Source organism: Enterobacter sp. UPMP2060 (genome assembly GCF_053709655.1).
Genome location: NZ_JBSKJQ010000002.1, coordinates 193,083 through 211,657 on the forward strand (window position 1 = coordinate 193,083; position 18,575 = coordinate 211,657).

General features: G+C 49.6%; 24 protein-coding genes and 3 pseudogenes. 9 read left to right on the plus strand and 18 right to left on the minus strand.

All coding sequences use genetic code 11. The features are described 5' to 3' along the window. Positions 1 to 276 precede the first annotated feature (276 nt). The 17 genes and pseudogenes from ACWKXN_RS06345 to ACWKXN_RS06425 form a co-directional block, all read right to left on the minus strand. Positions 277 to 1,125, minus strand: coding sequence for a DUF4942 domain-containing protein (locus ACWKXN_RS06345; protein ID WP_454543652.1), 849 nt, complete (start codon positions 1,123 to 1,125; stop codon positions 277 to 279). Positions 1,126 to 1,206: 81 nt separating this feature from the next. Next, positions 1,207 to 1,409 (minus strand): annotated as a pseudogene (locus ACWKXN_RS06350) (hypothetical protein). 29 nt (positions 1,410 to 1,438) lie between these two features. Continuing rightward, a complete protein-coding gene (locus ACWKXN_RS06355) occupies positions 1,439 to 1,930 on the minus strand; it encodes a DUF5983 family protein (RefSeq protein ID WP_454543491.1) in 492 nt (163 codons plus the stop codon). Beyond that, positions 1,927 to 2,304 carry a TA system toxin CbtA family protein gene (locus tag ACWKXN_RS06360; protein ID WP_454543492.1) on the minus strand — a complete coding sequence of 126 codons (378 nt, stop codon included), beginning with the start codon at positions 2,302 to 2,304 and terminating at the stop codon, positions 1,927 to 1,929. The genes ACWKXN_RS06355 and ACWKXN_RS06360 overlap by 4 nt, the downstream gene beginning before the upstream one ends. A gap of 92 nt (positions 2,305 to 2,396) precedes the next feature. Continuing rightward, positions 2,397 to 2,627, minus strand: a complete 231-nt coding sequence (locus tag ACWKXN_RS06365) for a hypothetical protein (protein ID WP_454543493.1) — start codon at positions 2,625 to 2,627, stop codon at positions 2,397 to 2,399. Between the two features lie 5 nt (positions 2,628 to 2,632). After that, positions 2,633 to 3,001: a type IV toxin-antitoxin system YeeU family antitoxin gene (locus ACWKXN_RS06370; protein ID WP_454543494.1), complete on the minus strand. Its 369-nt coding sequence runs from the start codon at positions 2,999 to 3,001 to the stop codon at positions 2,633 to 2,635. Positions 3,002 to 3,023: 22 nt separating this feature from the next. After that, the gene (locus tag ACWKXN_RS06375) at positions 3,024 to 3,218 is read right to left on the minus strand and encodes a DUF987 family protein (protein ID WP_454543495.1); all 195 of its coding nucleotides are present in this window, start codon (positions 3,216 to 3,218) and stop codon (positions 3,024 to 3,026) included. 38 nt (positions 3,219 to 3,256) lie between these two features. Then, positions 3,257 to 3,736, minus strand: a complete 480-nt coding sequence (gene radC, locus ACWKXN_RS06380; protein ID WP_223539776.1) for a RadC family protein — start codon at positions 3,734 to 3,736, stop codon at positions 3,257 to 3,259. A gap of 10 nt (positions 3,737 to 3,746) precedes the next feature. Then, positions 3,747 to 4,220 (minus strand): antirestriction protein, encoded by a 474-nt coding sequence (locus ACWKXN_RS06385; RefSeq protein ID WP_454543496.1) that lies wholly within the window; start codon positions 4,218 to 4,220, stop codon positions 3,747 to 3,749. A 270-nt stretch (positions 4,221 to 4,490) separates the two neighbouring features. Further along, positions 4,491 to 5,309, minus strand: coding sequence for a DUF932 domain-containing protein (locus ACWKXN_RS06390; protein ID WP_454543497.1), 819 nt, complete (start codon positions 5,307 to 5,309; stop codon positions 4,491 to 4,493). Between the two features lie 163 nt (positions 5,310 to 5,472). Then, entirely contained in the window at positions 5,473 to 6,633 is a 1,161-nt protein-coding gene (locus ACWKXN_RS06395) for an IS30 family transposase (protein WP_454543498.1), read from the minus strand. Between the two features lie 263 nt (positions 6,634 to 6,896). Then, on the minus strand, positions 6,897 to 7,259 hold the full coding sequence (locus ACWKXN_RS06400) for a hypothetical protein (protein ID WP_454543499.1): 363 nt from the start codon (positions 7,257 to 7,259) through the stop codon (positions 6,897 to 6,899). 35 nt (positions 7,260 to 7,294) lie between these two features. Beyond that, complete coding sequence (locus ACWKXN_RS06405) at positions 7,295 to 7,735, minus strand: hypothetical protein (RefSeq protein WP_454543500.1); 441 nt, start codon at positions 7,733 to 7,735, stop codon at positions 7,295 to 7,297. A gap of 8 nt (positions 7,736 to 7,743) precedes the next feature. Next, positions 7,744 to 8,430 (minus strand): WYL domain-containing protein, encoded by a 687-nt coding sequence (locus ACWKXN_RS06410; RefSeq protein WP_454543501.1) that lies wholly within the window; start codon positions 8,428 to 8,430, stop codon positions 7,744 to 7,746. A 19-nt stretch (positions 8,431 to 8,449) separates the two neighbouring features. Continuing rightward, on the minus strand, positions 8,450 to 9,187 hold the full coding sequence (locus ACWKXN_RS06415) for a DUF3944 domain-containing protein (RefSeq protein WP_454543502.1): 738 nt from the start codon (positions 9,185 to 9,187) through the stop codon (positions 8,450 to 8,452). Between the two features lie 140 nt (positions 9,188 to 9,327). Beyond that, the gene (locus ACWKXN_RS06420; RefSeq protein ID WP_454543503.1) at positions 9,328 to 9,906 is read right to left on the minus strand and encodes a hypothetical protein; all 579 of its coding nucleotides are present in this window, start codon (positions 9,904 to 9,906) and stop codon (positions 9,328 to 9,330) included. A gap of 113 nt (positions 9,907 to 10,019) precedes the next feature. Beyond that, positions 10,020 to 10,991, minus strand: a complete 972-nt coding sequence (locus tag ACWKXN_RS06425) for a hypothetical protein (protein WP_454543504.1) — start codon at positions 10,989 to 10,991, stop codon at positions 10,020 to 10,022. A gap of 877 nt (positions 10,992 to 11,868) precedes the next feature. On the opposite strand from ACWKXN_RS06425, the gene ACWKXN_RS06430 reads away from it, so the two are divergent. Further along, positions 11,869 to 12,264, plus strand: coding sequence for a hypothetical protein (locus ACWKXN_RS06430; RefSeq protein WP_454543505.1), 396 nt, complete (start codon positions 11,869 to 11,871; stop codon positions 12,262 to 12,264). A gap of 46 nt (positions 12,265 to 12,310) precedes the next feature. Here the strand turns inward: ACWKXN_RS06430 and ACWKXN_RS06435 are convergent, their stop codons facing one another. Then, a complete protein-coding gene (locus ACWKXN_RS06435; protein ID WP_223539788.1) occupies positions 12,311 to 12,625 on the minus strand; it encodes a hypothetical protein in 315 nt (104 codons plus the stop codon). A 168-nt stretch (positions 12,626 to 12,793) separates the two neighbouring features. Here ACWKXN_RS06435 and ACWKXN_RS06440 point away from each other — a divergent pair, with 168 nt between their 5' ends. The 8 genes and pseudogenes from ACWKXN_RS06440 to ACWKXN_RS06475 all read left to right on the plus strand — a co-directional run. Beyond that, a complete protein-coding gene (locus ACWKXN_RS06440) occupies positions 12,794 to 13,036 on the plus strand; it encodes a DUF7828 domain-containing protein (RefSeq protein ID WP_454543653.1) in 243 nt (80 codons plus the stop codon). Positions 13,037 to 13,045: 9 nt separating this feature from the next. Next, on the plus strand, positions 13,046 to 13,213 hold the full coding sequence (locus tag ACWKXN_RS06445; RefSeq protein ID WP_454543654.1) for a putative zinc ribbon protein: 168 nt from the start codon (positions 13,046 to 13,048) through the stop codon (positions 13,211 to 13,213). 53 nt (positions 13,214 to 13,266) lie between these two features. Next, positions 13,267 to 13,494 (plus strand): helix-turn-helix transcriptional regulator, encoded by a 228-nt coding sequence (locus ACWKXN_RS06450; protein ID WP_454543506.1) that lies wholly within the window; start codon positions 13,267 to 13,269, stop codon positions 13,492 to 13,494. A gap of 289 nt (positions 13,495 to 13,783) precedes the next feature. Then, on the plus strand, positions 13,784 to 14,206 hold the full coding sequence (locus ACWKXN_RS06455; RefSeq protein WP_454543507.1) for a putative zinc ribbon protein: 423 nt from the start codon (positions 13,784 to 13,786) through the stop codon (positions 14,204 to 14,206). Continuing rightward, positions 14,200 to 14,610 carry a putative zinc ribbon protein gene (locus ACWKXN_RS06460; RefSeq protein WP_454543508.1) on the plus strand — a complete coding sequence of 137 codons (411 nt, stop codon included), beginning with the start codon at positions 14,200 to 14,202 and terminating at the stop codon, positions 14,608 to 14,610. The genes ACWKXN_RS06455 and ACWKXN_RS06460 overlap by 7 nt, the downstream gene beginning before the upstream one ends. A 225-nt stretch (positions 14,611 to 14,835) precedes the next feature. Further along, positions 14,836 to 15,511: pseudogene (gene istB / locus ACWKXN_RS06465) on the plus strand (IS21-like element helper ATPase IstB); the annotation flags it as partial. Positions 15,512 to 17,298: 1,787 nt separating this feature from the next. Continuing rightward, positions 17,299 to 17,769 (plus strand): hypothetical protein, encoded by a 471-nt coding sequence (locus ACWKXN_RS06470; protein WP_454543509.1) that lies wholly within the window; start codon positions 17,299 to 17,301, stop codon positions 17,767 to 17,769. A 615-nt stretch (positions 17,770 to 18,384) separates the two neighbouring features. After that, a pseudogene (locus ACWKXN_RS06475) lies at positions 18,385 to 18,551 on the plus strand (IS66 family transposase); the annotation flags it as partial. Positions 18,552 to 18,575 lie beyond the last annotated feature (24 nt).

Sequence of the window (18,575 nt, forward strand, 5' to 3'; positions counted from 1 at the left end):
GTAGACAGACGAATGTGCTGGAAAAAGCGGGAGGGTAAAGTGTCCCCTGCAGACTTCGAATTTTCGTTTTAATTTATTGATAATAATATAATTTAGTTTGTTCGATTAATTCATGTGCCCCCAATAAGGCCCCCATCTGTAGTAAGTCAAAACTAGAAAGTTGAAGGGGAATTTTTACGTCCATCTGAAGTGTTTTGGATTGCACGGTAACCTGGCTGTTTACGGAATCGTAGTGAGCACCATCAGCGTTTGAAAATGATACCATAACCTGGCTCCTTAGAGTTTATTGGGCAAAGCCCCTAGATAGTGTCGGGCGATGGTATCGTTCAGTTTATCGACTAGTTCAGGTCTCTTGAATACGATGTGCGCTGTTCCCTTCTGAAAATATTTGATTGCAAACATCTCATCCTCATAGTGATTACTGTGCCTGTTTTCATGGATATGATCGCCGAGACGATGGGTAACATCAGCTCGATTGTCAGGAACAGGCTTTCCGTCTAGGCTCATCAGCATGCGTTCAAGATCCGCCAGACGATCACGTTGCCATCCCCAGCTAAGCCCAAATCCCCAAAGATCATATTTCACCAGCCCTGTAACGATGATCTTTTTCCCAAACTTACACGGGCTGTTACTCTTGTAGTCCCAGCTCAGACCTTTAAACACATTTATCGCCCCGCGTTCAAATACGTCACCTTTACTAAGATGCAGCTGCTCGAATGTGTTGAGAATATTCTCTTCGCTGATAGCCGGAATATCATCCTTCTCCAAGCTGTTGTACCACTGGTTACGGGCCTTGGCATCCATTAGTGAGAGTATCCCGGACTTCTTCATCAGCTCTCGCCATATGCTGCGATCTAGATTGCGGGTAATGGCCTTCATTGCTGTTTCTCTTTTTTCCATCAACCAGCCGCCGCAGCGGAAGTCCTGCTTCATGGCCCAGTCCAGAGCGGTTTTCCCCCCGATACTGCGGGTCAGCATTGAAATATCGTCAAGCTGCTGTATCAACGTTTCAATCTCCGCCAGTGCGGCATTACGTCCGGTAACAATGCGCTCAATACTGGTGGAGCAAATCACGTCGGTATGGTCGGTTAGTACTTCGGGGTCGGTGAGAGTCAGTTGTGACATCATTTCTGTCCTCTATATAAAAGCAAAGCGCCAGTCGGTGAGGACTGGCGCTTATGTGCGTGTGATAAGTCTGGCTCGGGGCTAATCTGTTCTGGCCTGTTGCAGAAGCTGCAGATGGCGGAGATCGCGAACGTCCTGTAATGCCTGTTCAATCCAGGGCAGCAGGGCTGCTGAGTCAGTGTTGTCTTCGTCGTTATCGAAGATAATCTCGCTGCCACAATCAATATTGTCCTGCAGCCAGCCAGTCAGAATGTTGAGACGACCTCAGTGGTTAATTCTGGCATAAGAACTCCTTGTTGTGACTGATGTTGAGTTACCAGTCAAAGGTGGTAAAGCCTGGCAGCACTTCGCCACAGGCATCAAAATGAACAATGCCGATGGCGTAACGACGCATAAGAGTTACCACCAGACGACGAAGGGATTTTGACAAACCCAGGCGTTTTAGCCGCAACACCGGAAATGACCACGCCCCCAGGTGGAGCAGATAGCCCGACCCCGTGTACAGGATCCACTCGCTGTCGCCAAAGTCTTCGTTCTGGTGTGAAAGGGTAAACAGCAGAGTGTTATCGGCTTCGGTGATGTGCGCGGTACTGCACTGGATACCGTTAACGCGGGCTATGGTCGGAAGCGGATCTTCCACGACCAGCTTTCCGGGGGTATCAGCAATACGAAGCGAGTAACCGTTATCACAGACCACATCTATTAGATTGGCCAGTTCAATACCGTCGATATCAACGGCGATCCGGCCCATGTTTAGGGCCTGTACGTTGACAGCATCGGCTTCCACTGTAAGGGACAGTTTCATTGTGGCCCTCCGGAAGACCGTCCACTGATGGCGCAAGTCACCGCTTTATATCCAGTACGTTGCATCATGCCGGTGGGTTTTCTGGCCCGGAGTATGTCAATAGCGCTGATGAACGGAGACTGATGTTGAATGGAGAAACCAGGGCGATCAATTCGTACCAGTTCAGATTTTTCAACGAGAAAATTGAGTGCATCTGCCAGTGAAATCCCGGCGTCAATATGCTGCTGAATGACACCGTCGTTGCCAAACTGTGTGTCGTTAAGCGAAAGGCCGTAATGCCTTTCCAGCAGATACGTAAGAAGTTGCTGCCAGATTTCAACGGGCGTCGGGCGTGACTGTGCCTTCCGCGTCGGGATGGTGGGTAAGGTTTGCATAAAGGTGATCTCTGTTAAATAAGGCGCTGGTGACAGGGGACGTATTACGATGACGGTGGCCGGTGAGTTACGGTGTTTTTCAGGGAAAGCACTTACTGTCGGATGGCGTCAGGTGCGGCCTCCAGTGTGAACCAGTTAATACTCTGTTCTGCGTCGTGATGGCTGGCAGCATGGCGTAATGCCGCTCTGGCCGCTTTTGTCGTAACAGAGTCATCCACATTGTGTACATCGTCTTCGTACCAGAGTGAACATAATACGAAGTCGTCATGTTGATGCTGTTGCAACAGTTCAATAACCTCGCTGATTTTACAGGCGTGCGGCATGGCTATTAGTCTCCGGGCTGTGCTTCAGGTGGGGTCGGGAAAATCGCAATATAGACATAACCGCAACTGCCGAGGGTATCTGCGTCGAGGGTCAGACCTTTTGCATACAGCGTGACGCGGTGCTGATGGCGTGGATTGAGTTCACCGGAAACCAGCATTAACTCGAGCTGTTTGAGAAGTACCGGAAACGACTGATCGAGATGGCGTAAATCCTCATTGCTGAATGTTCCGGTGAAACTGGCCCGGTCAGCCAGATAATGCAGCCGGTTGCCTTCCTGTACCAGCCGTACGCCAAAGCACGGCCTGACGGTAGGTTTAAGTCCCCACCAGGGCTCAGAAATATCATGGTTTACTACAGGTGTTGTGTTCTGCATTGAAGTAATCCTTAACTGTGCGTTAATTCAGGGTAACGCTACGCAATACGACATACGGGCCATTGCGGTCCTGACGACGCTCAGCGAATACGGCCAGCACGCCTGCGATATCCTGTACTTCCCGGCCGGCATAGTGGCAGATACTGCCTGACCACTGGTATTTCCCGGTACAGAAGCGAAACAGGCGGGAATGAGGATGCTGACGGTAAATCGTCATTGCCTAGCGTTTGCTGATGATTTTCATCGCTATTCTCCTTACAGCCAGCCGCGTTCGGCAAAAGAGACAATATCCATCCCGCCGACCACCAGATGGTCCAGCAGGCGAATATCAACCAGGTCCAGTGCCTGTTTCAGGCGTTCGGTGATCCGTCTGTCTGCGTCGCTGGGTTCAGCGAGACCAGACGGGTGGCTGTGCGCCACGAGAATGGCGGCAGCGTTATGTTTCAGCGCAGCCTTCACCACTTCTCTTGGATGTACCTGCGTATGGTTGATGGTGCCGGTGAACAACGTGTCGTGCGCAATAAGCCGGTGCTGGTTATCGAGAAATAGCGCGGTAAATTCTTCGCGCTCCAGTGTGGCAAGCTGCAGGCGCAGCCAGTCACGGACGGCATGGCTGGAGGTGAATGACGCCCCGGGTTCACGTAACTGTCGCTCCAGCAGGGTCAGCGCCGTCCTGACCGTCTGCTGTTCTGTGGGGGCAAGTTCACAGGCAAACAGCGGGAGTTGTTGTTCCATAATTTTGACCTCAGTCAATGATGTGCATAATGGCGTTACACTCCGCGTGGTTCAGCGCGTAGTCCCGCAGGAGGTAGTAGTGCTCCGTCATGGCATCGCATTCGGTGCGCATGGCGTGGTGGCTGTAAGTCATCAGGCAGACGGCTATCCCGGCAGCTTCGCCGCTGAGCTCACCGCCGTTGCCGTTCAGGGGATTGAACAGCGACCAGAGTTCATCGCTCTCCGTTTCCGGGGTCATAAGCGCGCCGCCGTTGCTGAGGGTGTAAAAATTCCAGATGCCGCCGTGGTAGTCCGTGCAGAAGCGGTCCATCCATGCGAAGACAGTCGGCTCAAGAATTATCCACTGCGGTATGTTGCCAAAATGCTGCGGCCAGAAGCTGATGCGCTGCTCGTCCTGTACGCGGGTGGCGGTCAGCGCTGGCGAAGAACTGGCAGGTTGCGGTGGTAACGGGAGTGTATCGTTAAGGTTAATCGTGTTGGTCATGTTAGTTTTTCCTTGTTTATTTATCGGGTTGGGGATGTCGATTCAGCCGGAGTGACGGACAGGACTGCGCATAGCCATCCTCATCACAGCGTGATGGCCAGTGCCCCTCCGGGAGGCTTAAGCTGCACAGGCTGAGTTCACCGGGACGATAAAGAAGGTGAGAGCACCAGGCGCAGAGGTCGTCGTCAGAGATGGAGCGGCAGCCGGGATTGTTCTCCAGGGGGCTCGGATATGGGAGGGCCTGGTGAGCGTTATCAGGCAGCGGTGGCATCAGCTCAGCGCCTGCTGCAGTTCTTCCGCCATCACCCAGAGGGCGCGGTTGAGCTTAACGTCGCCGTCTATGCCATTAACCGCGCGGGTGTGGCTGCGTTTTCCCTTCGCAGTGCGTCCGGGCAGACCCCCTTTCAGCAGGTTCTCCTGGCAACGATTGAAAACTGACCACAGGTCGTCCTGACGGTCTTCATGGCGGCGGGGCGTTAATATCTGTGCCGCAGTGACCGGCTGGTGCTCTTCACCAAAGCGGTACGTCAGCGCGGCTCTGGCAAAAGCCTGTTGTGCCGGAGGCGGGAGTAACAGCGACTGCATGGCATCGCGCTTCTCTTCCACCCAGTCAAATATCCCCAGTACTTCGTAAGCCCCTTCAATGACTTTCTCCACGACGTTGCCTTTATGCGGCACGCGCACCTCGCCAAAACTCTCACCGCAAATCAGCCCGTTCTGGCAGACTGCACGAAATAGCCCCGGCAACATCTGGTATGAGCTGGAGCCGTCATGGCTGTTAAGCAGAATGATTTCCGGTACCTGTTTGCCGGTAATCTGGCCTTCGCGGCGCAGGCGCAACATGTGTTTGGTATGCTCGCGCTTGCTCTGGTCGCGCACTCGGGTCTGGCAGGCAAAGAACGGCTCGAAACCTTCCTGCTTCAGGCTATCAAGCAATGTGATGGTCGGAATATAGGTGTAGCGGTCCGAGCGGGATTCGTGCTTGTCGGTACCAAATACACTGGGTACATGGGTCATCAACTCGTCTTTTGTCAATGGACGGTCGCGGCGTATCTGGTTAATCTGTCCGAAGCGGCTGGCTAATTTCATAGTAAAACTCCTTTGTGGCTAACGGCATAAACGCAGACAGGCCGCACTTCCCGTAAAGAAGTGCGGCCTTTCTGCATGGATTGGATGTTGCTGGGATAATAGGGGAAAAATCTTTGTCGTCGATGAAAGCAAAACTAGCTAATGTCTGTTATGAGCTGTGAGTTCAACTGATGGACGCAACACACTTATTGAACCGTTCTGCAGGTGATTCATAGTCTAGCGTCTTTCTCGGCCTTTCGTTGAGCTGTCTGGCAACACTGTTAAGTCTTTGCTGGCTGTGAACCGATAAGTCAGTTCCATTTGGATAATATTGTCTGAGCAATCTGTTCGTATTTTCATTTGAGCCACGTTGCCAGGGAGATTGAGGATCACAAAAATAAATCTGAATGTCTGTCGCTACAGTAAATCGTGTGTGGCTGGTCATTTCAGCGCCACGATCCCAGGTTAATGTTTTATAAAGCTCAGCAGGTAATTCCCGTGCTTGTCTGATGAGTGCAGATATAACTGTTATGGTCTTGTTGTCTCTGATCTTCGCCAGCATAACAAAACGGGAATGACGTTCTACGAGGGTGATGATATAGAAGTTTTTCGAGCCCTGAATCAGGTCACCTTCCCAGTGACCTGGAATGGCTCTGTCAGCGGCCTCTGGTGGCCTTTCGCTGATAGGTACCGTGTGCGGGATTGACCCTAATCCTTTCCCTTTAAGCGATGACGCCCTGGATCTACGCACTGCTCTTCCGCTTCTGAGGCATTGCTGCAATTCTTTTTTTAATGCTCCCCGGGTTTGTATAAAAAGCGTTTTATAAATCGTTTCGTGTGACACATGCATTTCCTGATTATCCGGATAACAGCGTTTCAGCCAACCGGCGATCTGTTCCGGCGACCAGTCCTGATGCATCTTCTCTGCAATGATTTTACACAATGCGGGGCTTTCAATTATCTTGCAAGGTTTTGGTCTCAGCGCATTTTCCCACGCAGTAGCATCGGCTTTTGCTGCACGGTATTGTTTTGCACCACCGTGCCTCCTGACCTCGCGGCTAATCGTTGAGGGCGCTCTTGATAATTTGGCGGCGATGTCCCTGATACTGAGTTTTGCTACCAGCCCTCTGGATATCTCCTCTCTTTCATCAAGCGAAAGCGCTAATCGGTGCCGTTTTCGCACGGGAGGACGGTAGCCGCCTGTCTGGTGGATAGTGGGCATAATGGAAGAATGATATCTGTCGAACATTCTGGCGATATCATGTAGAGAATCACCTTGCTTATATCTGTCCCAGATAATTGCCTTCTGCTCTGGCGTGTAGTTAATCCGAGTTCTTCGTTTCATGGCAACGTCCCCCTTGATTAAGGATAGCGTTGCATCGACCCATTGAACTCACAGCACAAAGCAGTCAGACAAGCAGTGGCAGGACGCTAACATAATGAGATATATAGTATGGCGAATCCTTCAGAAGGGGAGGGACCTTACGGGGGAGGGGTTTATAATGGCTATTAATACGCAGTATTAATACCTGATTTCTTTGATATTACGATTGATAGCACAACAGGGTCTGACAATCAGTTGTCAGACCAGATATTGTTCAATCGAAATCAGTACTTCATCAGCCAGTCCCCCTGACTGGTGATGATGTTAATCTCTGCCACACTGCACGGGCCTTTAATGTAGACGGCAATCTCTTTGCCGTAAGACAGCGTTGACGGTACCAGCGGGACCGGCTTACTGCCTGCGTAGACGGTGGGCATCTTCTGAATCGGGCAGTTCCCCCGGTTAACGACAATATCCTTAATGGTGATGCTGTCAGCCAGTGACTGAACATGAACACGCTGCTGATGCAGATTCGGATAGTACGGGTTCCTGACCTGCTCAAGACCAATCCTGACCGGAGCCTCTGCGGCATGCGCCAGAGAGGTAATCATCAAGGGAATGGCAAGAGCGCTAATTGCTGTTTTCATTATTTTTTCCTTATATTTTCTAGCGTTGTAAAGGTTTACATGCGGGTCAGACAGCCTGATTTTTCAAACGCAGGCAGGGTCCGGGCGGCATTGCTGAAGGTGAAAGTTGTGGAGGTCAGGCCGGTCGCGGTGATATGAATTCGGTGTGACCGACGGGCAGCGTCCCAGAAGGCTTCGAAGTTACTCCCCCCGGCATCAGACAGAGTGTCGTTAATCAGAAAGATGTCGCCGCTGTCGGTTTGTGCCTGAACGCTGCTCCCATCATCATTGCCGCTGGTGAGCGTTTTGCCATCGGGTGATGTGTACTGGACGAACGCATTGTCCTCCGGCGAGCAGGTCAGAAGCAGTTCAGCGCCATTTTTCCCCTGTATGCGGTATTCCATAACGCCCTGAACCCAGGTACGGGTCCACTGGTTTACGGCTGCGCTGGCCTGCGCTGAAGAAAGCAGCGCCAGCAAAAATGCGATTTTTTTCATGATTATCCTTAATTTTCCGTTTCTGCCAGTACCGTGCGGATGTACTGGAAGTGCGGCAGTGAGTGAATGAAATGTGGGTCGTCGGTCAGGGCATCGATGTGTTTTCTGCGCAGAAACTGCCTCGGCGTCAGGCAGATATCGGTAATGCTTTCCAGCAGAAAGACCTGCAGTTGTCGGGCGTACTCTCCGACCAGATACCAGCCGTTCTCGAAATAAATCAGGCGATAAGGTGCGAACCAGCGGTACTGCTGCCCTTCTGCGGTCAGATCCAGCAGAGTTCGCTCCAGAATGGCCTGTGTGATACGCCAGAAACTGCCGAAGGGACCGGGCTTGCGCTCCGGTGGAGACTGCCAGACGATAAAAGGTGGCTCTACGGAGCTGTCAGTCAGAACCGATATCAGACGGTTATCCATCGCCGGGAACAGCTGCTCCGTGCGGGTTACTCGTGCAAAGTGCTGAATATGCCGGTTGGTGCGCAGGCCTTCATGCTGGTGGGCCAATGACCAGCAACCCTGCTGGTATGTCAGTTCGAGGCAGCTCAGGCGTTCACGAAAATCCCGGCGCAGAGTGCGCTCCGAGATATGAAACTCCTGAGACAACCCACTAACTGACAACCGTTCCCCCATCAGCAGGCGACTGATGATGATCGCCAGCCGTGATGCCATGCGATCGTGCTGTTTTTCTTCCGCAGACATAGTGAAGGGTTTCCGTTGATTACATTGATTTGTACAGATACTGCTGACGCAGACAAGAAACCAGCAGGCAGGCCGGAACCGTAACCCGCCGTGCCGGGCCTGCCATATCGGCAATCAGCCAGCCGGTGCTCAGGGCGATACCAACCGGCCCGGCCAGTACGCTGATAGAGCGGGTCAGGGTCAGATAAGTCACGATGGGGAGCGTGCGCCCCAGTACAACCTTCGCAAGCGTACTGAGCATCACGACCGACAGACGATAGGCTGCAAAACCAGAAGACCGGACTGCAGTCTGTATCGCCATCAGTATCAGCGGCACCGTTGGCGCGGACAGTTCCGTGCCCATGCTGTCAGCAAACTCCCGCAGCTCAGCCGGGGACATTTCGCTGAGGCTTTTTTCGAGCATCTTCATCAGCAGGGAGAGCTCGATGGTTTCGGTTGCCTCCTCTTTTTTGTATTTCACGCCAGTATGGTCACAGACATCGCATAACACTTCCCGGTACAACACGCCTTGCCCGCCCCTGAACATACTGGCAATACTGCTGGCACCAAAGGTCTGGATTTCAGCGGCAATCTCCTGCCAGTAATTACGGTGCGCCGGGTGAAAACGTTTGTAGTTGTCGCTGCTGGACAGCGTTTCCGTCCAGCGCAGGGTTTTATCCCTTGGGTCATGGGTAATGAGACTGACCAGTAAATCCAGGTCCTCATTATCACAACACCCCAGAAACCGCAGGTCAGCATCTTCGCGATAAACGGCCATTACCCCTCCATTCAGGTCTGTATCGTCAGGGTAAAACGATAACAAACCCGCCTGTAAGGACATGGCCGATGTGTCAGGAAAATCAGCGTGTTATACGAGTAATGACGGACAGGTGATGTCCGAAAATGAAATACAGAAGATTATGCTGTGCAGGGCGGAGTTACCGGTGGAATAAACAAACGGATGGCGAGTTGCCCCGTCAGGCGGGTGACGAGCCAGGCGGCACCACCGTTGATTACCCCGCCCAGTAACGGGAGCAGCAGGCTTTCCCTGAGTAACACGTGGCTGCTTTTCAGCAGTAACGCGTCGCGAACCACCGTCAGCAGAGCGATCTCGGCCTGAGGCAGGCTCAGTGTGCGGGTCAATAACCGGGTGATGATGCCACTGATGGCATCCGAGCAGGCATCCCCGGCCAGCGCGCCCCAGCAAAGCAGGCGTACCCGTGGATCTACTGTGTCATGGCCTCCGATGATGGCAACGGCGGCACACAGCCGCATCTGAATGAACAGCGAAGAGCAGACATCGGCGGTGACGGTCAGTGGCAGCAGAGCACCTCCGGCGAGCCCGCAGGAAAAGCCGGAGCCGCAGGCTTTCAGGGACTCGTACAGCACAAGTGATTCAGCCGCATCCACGCGACTCGTTTCGTTCTGCAGGTAACTGTCTGCCAGTACTATGGCAGAGTCCGTGACGGCGGTACCTTCCACCGCCAGGGCATACATCCCCTCAAAGAGATGCTGTAATACAGTAATATCCAGACTATCCTCCTTATCGACAACGCCGGATGGTTGTCGGTAAGGTGATATATATCTGTATTTATTTCATTTGTGTTTTTCTAATCAGAATCATGCGCATTGATTATCAGTCGTTCAATCATTACCCCCATTGTGGTACTGTTTTTTTTCGCCAGATTGGCCAGCTTGCGCTTTGCATCATCAGAAATGCTGATATTGATTGGCTTACGTTTTTCTCTCTTTTGTTTCTCTCTGAGTTTGTGCTGATGCCAGGCTTTCTGCGCTCTGATTATAAACAGTTTTCTGTTACTTTCAGGAAGCGAACAATAATCTAGGGCTGCTATAAATGACGTGCAGCTTTCATTGTCTGTATGAGGCATGGTGAAATAATACGGAAGCGCAAGCATCAGTTCACCGTCTTTTTTGAGATAGCGCCACAAAAACTCTCCCATCTCTTTGTTTTTCTGGTCTATCCACCTGATGCTAGGCTGTTTAGCAATAAAATCATTCCAAAGTTTCTTAAAATAAATGAGGAGGTGTTTTTTATCTTCAACAGGCATAATAACCGAATGAAAACACTCCATGACCATATTGAGACGTTCATCTTCTGAAGGGTAAACATTATCATTTATTATGGTGAAGACTGTTTTCAGCAAAGATATGTTCTCATTATCCAGCGCAAAGATATTGTCATGCAGCAGATGCAACCAAAGCCAGTAACACGCTCTTTTATCCTCGATAAGCCATGTTAAATCCTTTTTTGTCAGTGTAAGAATATCTGCTGACCGATACATGTCTCTGAAGAGGTTCTTTTTTTTGTCGTCGGACATGCCGAGCGATTTAATTGCGTTGTGGAGTGAGTCTCTCAGCGAACCGGTATGAATGTATTTCTCATCGGCCTTAATACCGACAGGCATTTTCTCCATATCTTTGTTGGGATAAATCAGGAAAGGCCTAAAGCAATTGGAAAGTTCAGGGTGATTAATCAGTAAATAATACAAGCAAGCCTTTAAATGTGTCATTCCCAGAGTAGGAAAACTTCCCAGCACAGGATCACTGTCCCGTATAGCCATAAAACCACCACTAAGTAGTTACTATTAGTGGTAATTAAAGTGGCTATACGCGTGATTGTCAAGTGTTATTCAGGTGATGCATTTATCCTCTGCGTGTACTCAGGGCGTACGGTATACAAGAAAAAACACCCCAAAAACCCTCTGTAGCTCTAGTGGGCTCCTTTGTGAGTATCTCACGGCTTTCTAAATGCGCATTCCCCTTATCTACATCACTCCGGGGCTCCATACAATCACATGCCAGCATCAACAGAAATGAGTTGGATCCCCTCCGTCTTTACGACCTTACCCTGTACATGATTTTGGTATAAGTCTTTCACTGACGTGATAAACCCGGCTGGCATCAGCTGGTTTCTGCGTTTTAGTTTACAACGTAGTTTCAGTCTTTTGATTAACGAAAATTAATTTGGGTTAATTAAAATAATTAACAAGTACTCCATAAACACAATCCCCCGTAAACACGAGGTAAACCAACAAGATGAAATCTCTTCAAATCTGATCCTGACCCGTCATTTCAACAGTCTCATTTCTGTCCTGTCGGTAGATAACCTCCCGTTTAGCGTAACCGTCATTCCTCTCAGTAAGTTTATACACATTTCACTAATATTACACCCAGTAGCCCGGGAGGCTTCTGGGATAAGAAACGTCGTTCTGCTAATAACCTATACCATGAGATTTAGCCATGATGATTACCCCTCCGTCAATTCCTCGTTACACAATGGACTGGTATCTCCTATCACATATTAATCATCATATCGATATGATGATTAACCGATATTCCTGCCTGTGTGCATTACGCGTTGACTTATGCTATCGCAGAGACTCTTATCGGTATATGAACAGTACCCCCAGAACAATGGAATACGAGGTCCGTGTATTAATGGCCGAGATGGAGAAGCACCCTGCTGTCGTTGGATATTTCTGTGTAATGGAATGGACCCAGGACCATGGCTTTCATGTGCATGCCGTTTTATGGCTTGACGGGCATATTACTCAGAAACCTTTTGTCTGGGCTGAAAAAGCGAATGCCGCGTGGGCCTGGATTACAAAGGGGGAAGGGCATTTATATCGTTGTGAGAAAAAAGAATCCTATGTAGCGGACATCAGCATTCCGGTCCGGTATAACGATGCGGCGAGCATTGCCAATATTCGCTATATCCTGAGCTATCTGGCGAAGGCAGAGCAAAAAGAGGGGCTTTGCTGGCATTACTGCAACGAGGTTCCTGCCCGGCCATCTGCTGGTCGTCCCAGGCAGCCAGCATTCACCTCTGGTTGATGTATGGGCAGGCAGGAATTTTCCCTGCCTGGCCTTCTCACACCTCTCAGAAAGCATTTCGCTGCTGTTGCGTAGTGCAACGCAGAAAAGAATTCATTGCATCGCTGATCGCGAAACGCTTTTTGTGAATGATGTCTGCGTACTCTGAATGTTCAATATGGTCATGCAGGGTCCGGTGCAATCGGCCTGTATCAGGCATTAATTCATTTTCATGCAGATGTTTATTTCCGATGTAGTAGGCCGTCACCAGTGCCATCTGATCGGAGAGTTCAAAGTTTTGCAGAAATGACTTAGCTTGTGCCTCACTGTTAATCGCTGGAAGCGCTTCCCGCAAGCGTTGTATCAATGTGTCAATATGCATTGTCTGTGTCCTGGAGATAAAGGGATCACAGAGATGGAGCCATTTATCTTCATTTCAAGCTGTTATTCACTCCGTCCGATAGCACACATGATCAGCTCACCCACGATATTGCATGGTTCCTGAATATACGCTGCTGATATGGAAATGGAGGTATTAATGAGCACCAGAATGACGGTTGCCCTGACCGGGAAGGGGCATTTCATCAGTGCTGAGAGCGCCAGACAATATCCCTCAGACCAGTATCGCTGCCTGTATTGCCAGTGTCCCCTGCTCGTTTGTGGCGTTTCGCGATACCTGAGCGCGTATTTTCTTCATGACCCTTTGCATATGACGCCGGAGAGTCTGGAACACTGCACCGATGCAGATATTCCCGTAAGGCGAGAAAGTAGACCTAAGACGTCTGCAAGCTAGTGGCATTGTCTGCTCTGCGATCGCCATTATTATGGTAATAAACGTTGTTCTGTGTGTCATTCGGGCGACCACAGCATTCCGCCTTGGTCTGCTTTCCCCGGGAGCATGCGATGGACCAGACCGGTAAATTTTTACACGGTTTCCTTATCCTCTGAGGGAGTACCGGCGTGCCACTGAATTCAACCACGCCGGGAATCTCCCGTCATGCATTACTCAGAGGGAGAGACAGAATGACCGTCACAACACCGGCAGCGCAGCCATTATTTAATTCCGAAGACCCACTAATCGACATGGCCTTCATCACCACGTACACCGGAATGACGGACAAGTGGTTCTATAAACTGATTGGCGACGGGTTGTTCCCGAAACCGATTAAATTAGGGCGCAGTTCCCGCTGGTTCAAAAGCGAGGTGGAATCCTGGATGCGTCAGCGCATTACTGATTCCCGTGGCGTCTGAGCAGAGGGAATATCTGAATGGAAAAACAACGCCGTACTAAACCACAGAACATCCCTGCACACTGGAAGTGTCCCCATTGCCGGAGGCAGTATTGTGGTGCCAAGCCTGCCCCGTTTGTTTTCGAAGCCCCGTTACATCTGCACAACCATAATCGTGGTGATCTGCAGAGACTAAATACAACGAATTATCTTCCGCTAACGCATAACTGACCCGCCATTCATCTCCTGCCACGTTGCCCATACCGGGACGGCTTACGCCTGCGTGTCATCTGGCGGTAAGGAGCACAACGATGTATGCCAAATCTTTCCTAGCCCTTGACGGTAATGGTCGTCTCACCGGAGCCAGAACGGCACAACAGTATCCGTATGACCGCTACACCTGCCACCTTTGCGGCAGTGCGCTGCAGTATCACCCTAATTACGACTCAGGACGACCATGGTTTGAACACCGGTCCGGGATGCTGACATATAACGGGCGACAGCATTGTCCGTATGTCAGACCAGAGCCGGGGGAGACCCGTCATATCCGGCAACTTAAATGTTATGTACCGCATGCCGGCCGGCTGGTTTACCGGGATGACTGGTACTGCAGTGGCTGCGGCAGCAATTACCATGGTGAGCGCTACTGCCTGAGCTGCCGTACTGGTGAGAACAGCGAAGAGCGTACTGACGATGTCGTCTGTGTACCGGAGGTGACGATATGCGCATGCTGAAATGTTACCTTGCAAATGACCGTCAGGGTCACTTTGTCACGGCCGGTGAGGCCATTAGCACACCGGGGCAGATATGGAGCTGTAACTCCTGTGGCTGCCGTCTGGTGTTACATGCCGGGGCGCCGGAAGAGTCAGCCTGGTTTGAACACGATACGCAGAGCGTGGCCCGGGATGTGCTGATGAACTGCGCTCATCTCGACCCAGAAGTAAAAGCCGAGGCCCGGCATAGGAAGCTGCGCAATATGCTCAACGGACTGGATGCAACGGTAATGACGCTGTCCTGGTACTGTGCGTGGTGCGGTGGCCATTATCAGGGCGTGAAGCATTGTCACAGGTGTCAGACCGGTATATACAGCATCGAAGAAGTGAACTGGCAGAGAAACTACGGATGCAGTACCAGGTAGTCTCCCCCATCTTTATGAACCAGATACCGCTGTAGAGGCTGTGTCCTACCTGATTTAATCCAAAGAGAGTTGCATTGTGAATTATTCTTATACAGGGCTTCTAATGCTTTCAGTGCGGACGCTGCCAGCACGCGTGCATTTCAGTAACAGGCTGTTGACTATTACCAGCGACTGGCGGAATTCAGCTTTACTCTGAAATTGCCGTATCGTGAAGCCATGAGCGAATACCGGGTGTTCCTATGTATGGCGATGCCGCAGGAATGGAACGGCAGACATCAGCGCGGAATGGAATCCCAGCGGAAACAGGTACGTCTACTATGGGTCAAAATGCAGGAGCAGTTCGGCTTCAGCTTCCAGCCAAGTATCGATCGTAAGGTCGTCAGGGAGCAGGACGGTCTGGCGTTCGTTGAGTGATGCGAGAACGTGATCCTGTTTGGGCCTCCCGGCGTGGGGAAAACCCACCTAGCCCTCGGTGTGAAAGCGGCTGATGCGGGTCACTGGATGTTGTTCATGCCGCTTGACAGTCTGGTAGTGATGCTGTTGAAAGCGAAACAGGAAAACCGGCAGGATCGTCAGCTACAACAGCTGAGCTATTCGCGGGTATTAATCTTGGATGAAATAGGCTATCTGCCGATGAGCAGAGAGGAAGCCAGCCTGTTCTTCCGCCTGCTGAATCGCCGGTATGAAAAAGCGAGCATAATCCTGACATCAAACAAAGGCTTCGAAGACTGGGGATAGAGGTTCTGTGATAACGCACAGGCAAAGGCGATCTTAGATCGGTTGCTGCACCACTCAACCACAGTGAATATAAAAGGAGAAAGTTACCGGCTGAATGAAAAACGCAACGCCAATCAGTGATGATGAAATGGCGGACATTAAAAATGGCGAAAAACGTTCATAAATCTTGGCGTTGACATCCGTGATGACTGCCAGAACTGGTGTGTTTTGTTCATAAAGATAATGGTTTCTGTACGCAAAGGAGATGGCAGTTATTTCAGACCTGAAAATACGCACCTTATCCCGGTTTTCCCCGATCTCTGCTGCTCCGGTATAATTTCTGAATGAAAAAAAAATCACGAGACCTTACCCCCGGAAAAAACCGTTACGGCACTGGCATATTGTGCATGATGCGCCCTTGTCGCCACTCAGCACGCATGCATTATTACTGTGGCGTTGAATCTGAACGCTTTTCAACCTAAGCAATAGAACAAACTTTCTCGGCGCATTAGTCAGTCTAATCACTGTCCATTCCCTGAAGGGCAGGTGACCAGGACGTTCTTACTTCCGGTATGGAAGAATGTTTTAAGGGACGTCGTGAAATTTTCTCTCTTCTGACGAAAACAAATAATCCCTGCTTAAATGAATAATAAGGAATGATGATAATTCGATAATGTCATCAATTTTTAACATGCTCAGTCACATCCTACTGCTCATGTTTTGATAAAGATACAAAATCAGATATTTCGTGTGATTGGTTGTGTTTTGCACAATTGTGCTCCCTGCGCTAAATTGATTATTTGCTACACATCCGTATTCCATATGATTTGAATGGTGTTTATAAGAAAATTCTTATAAATAAGAAAGTTGATATATGAATATTAAAATCTGCGCTTGTAGTTTTTTGTTACACTTTTCCATTTCCGGTCGGGTAGATAATATTTCTACACTACTGCCATTGGGTTCTTATCCGAATTTTTTATGTTCAGATAATATTTAAAAATACAGTGTTGGTATGGTAGTGGATGGCTTGTGCCTGCTTTTTAGTTCTGCGGTTTTATTGTCGTCGGATGATGCGAACCGGAAAGTTGTTTTAGCAGGTTTTTTCTTATTTATCACTGGAATTGTCCGTTTCTATTAGTCCATAGAACAGGGACGGCCATGCCAAACTCTATCTTTCGGTCCGAAATATCCAAAGTAGGTATTAATTTAAAAATTCATCTATTTTCGTAGATCGCGAGCTAGGAATTTATCCGTCACTTTTAAAGCCGACAACCAGGCCATTTGTAGTAGGGCTGATGGCGGAGATAGATATTCGCCTGGACCAGGGGGGAATAGTCAATATGCCAATAAAGGAAAGCTCACAGTATATGGAGGTGGCCGGGGTGTATATGTCTCCGGACCGAGAGAACCACACCTAGCGTGTGGTACTCAGTTGCAATGACCTTGATCCAGACGAGGCTAAGATGATTGATGCAGGTAACAACCGGTTGGCCCTGCAGATGTTTAAATAAGCGTCAGAAATCCCGTCCTTCACGGTATAAACTTTTAACGACAACTTTACCGGTGAACTCGAGTTGTAACAGGTCATAGAGCTGAACCAGTTTAGTTTATCAGTCTTGGACAATATGCAGAGTAGCCTTAACTCCCGTACAGGAACGCAGAGGCATCTGACGTTCTATGGCCTGCCCGATATGACTAAAATTCTCAAGTGCATTCTCGGAACGGCCCATAAACAGATGGGCAAATTGTTTGCCTTCCTGTTCAAAAATGAGCAACGCTGAAAAAATAACTGTTAACCAACAGGAGCAGAACATCACCGGTGAATTGTGCTATGTCATTAATGCCGAATTCGGGGGAATTGCCTTTTACGTTACGGCACAGATGTACGCCATAACGGAAGGTTACCCTGCGACATTTTAAACAACAATATCTTGACTCAACAATCCGCATGTAAGGATAGTTAACAACATGACAATAAAGTCACAGCTTATCAATCAACTGCAGGTAACACATACTGCGCCCGTATTTTTTGCCAGTAATCCTCAGGTTGATATCCAAGAATTTTGCCTGAGAATGACTCAACTTCAGGAGCGGATGAATGATTGGTTGATGGGTGTTGGAATGTGTGTTGAGACGCTCACCGTATCGGTTACGAACATTCTTGAGGGGGGAGGGGTTTTTGATATCACCGCTCTCATCATCAACCGCAATGGTCGGTCATTAACATTTACACCGGTATTTTTACCCTGTCAGGGCATGACCTGGAGCGTGGAAACTACTCTTCATGTGGGAGGGCTCATGACTTCGCAGGGACGTCTGTTCATTCGGGGAGGACATCACAACGACTGGATGTTTAGTCTGCCTGGTGCATTATCCCGGCAAGGACAGCATTTTGATGAAGGTACGTTTTTTTGCCTGATTTTAGCGCTTCTGCCGTAGCTGAACCCAAATGGATAAAAGTTTTACTTGCCTGTTGATTATTTCGATCTAATTGGAACAGAACCCTGCAATAATGAAATATGTCGCGGATATGGAAATTAGAAAATTAAAATTTATTCGTAAGCGTAAATCCAGCGCCGTATGTAGCCATTAAGCCAGTGCTGGTAACGTAGACGCCCACCTCTACTGACGGACATCTAAGTATAGAATCCAAACTTGGCGAAAAGAACCTCGTAAAAATTATTCGAATGATTTCAAGCTACGCATGGTCGAGCTAGCTTCCCGACTCTGAGCCTGCATTACTCAGGTTGCCCGCGAAAACGGCATCATTGATAACGTCATCTATAAAAGGCCGCGGATCTGGCAGGATGAAGACCGAATATCGCGTCGTCTTCTGGCAACAGTTGAATCTTCACAAAACGACTGGGAGATTACCAGTTCCTCTGGACTGCCATTCGCGACGTAAAGGTAGGTATTAGCCGTTCACAACTCTATGCTCCCCAATAAGCTGGACTGGCGTTAACAAAAGCAGCCTATTTTAACTCAATGATAATCTTGTAAAAAGAACATGACCGTATCATAAATGGAGTCATAAGCTAGGGCTATCTCGACCATATCGTCGTGCTGGAAGATGCTCAACACCAGAATGACAATCAGCTCTGCTTTGTTGCAGAGACGGAGTCGTTCATGCGTCCGGCGCTGCGCGCGCAGAAGATAAAATAGAGAACGAAGAGCGCGAAATAGAGCATCAGCAGGCACTGATAGAAAAACTTCGGCGGATTTGTTCGGTACCAGTCGTTTCGGGC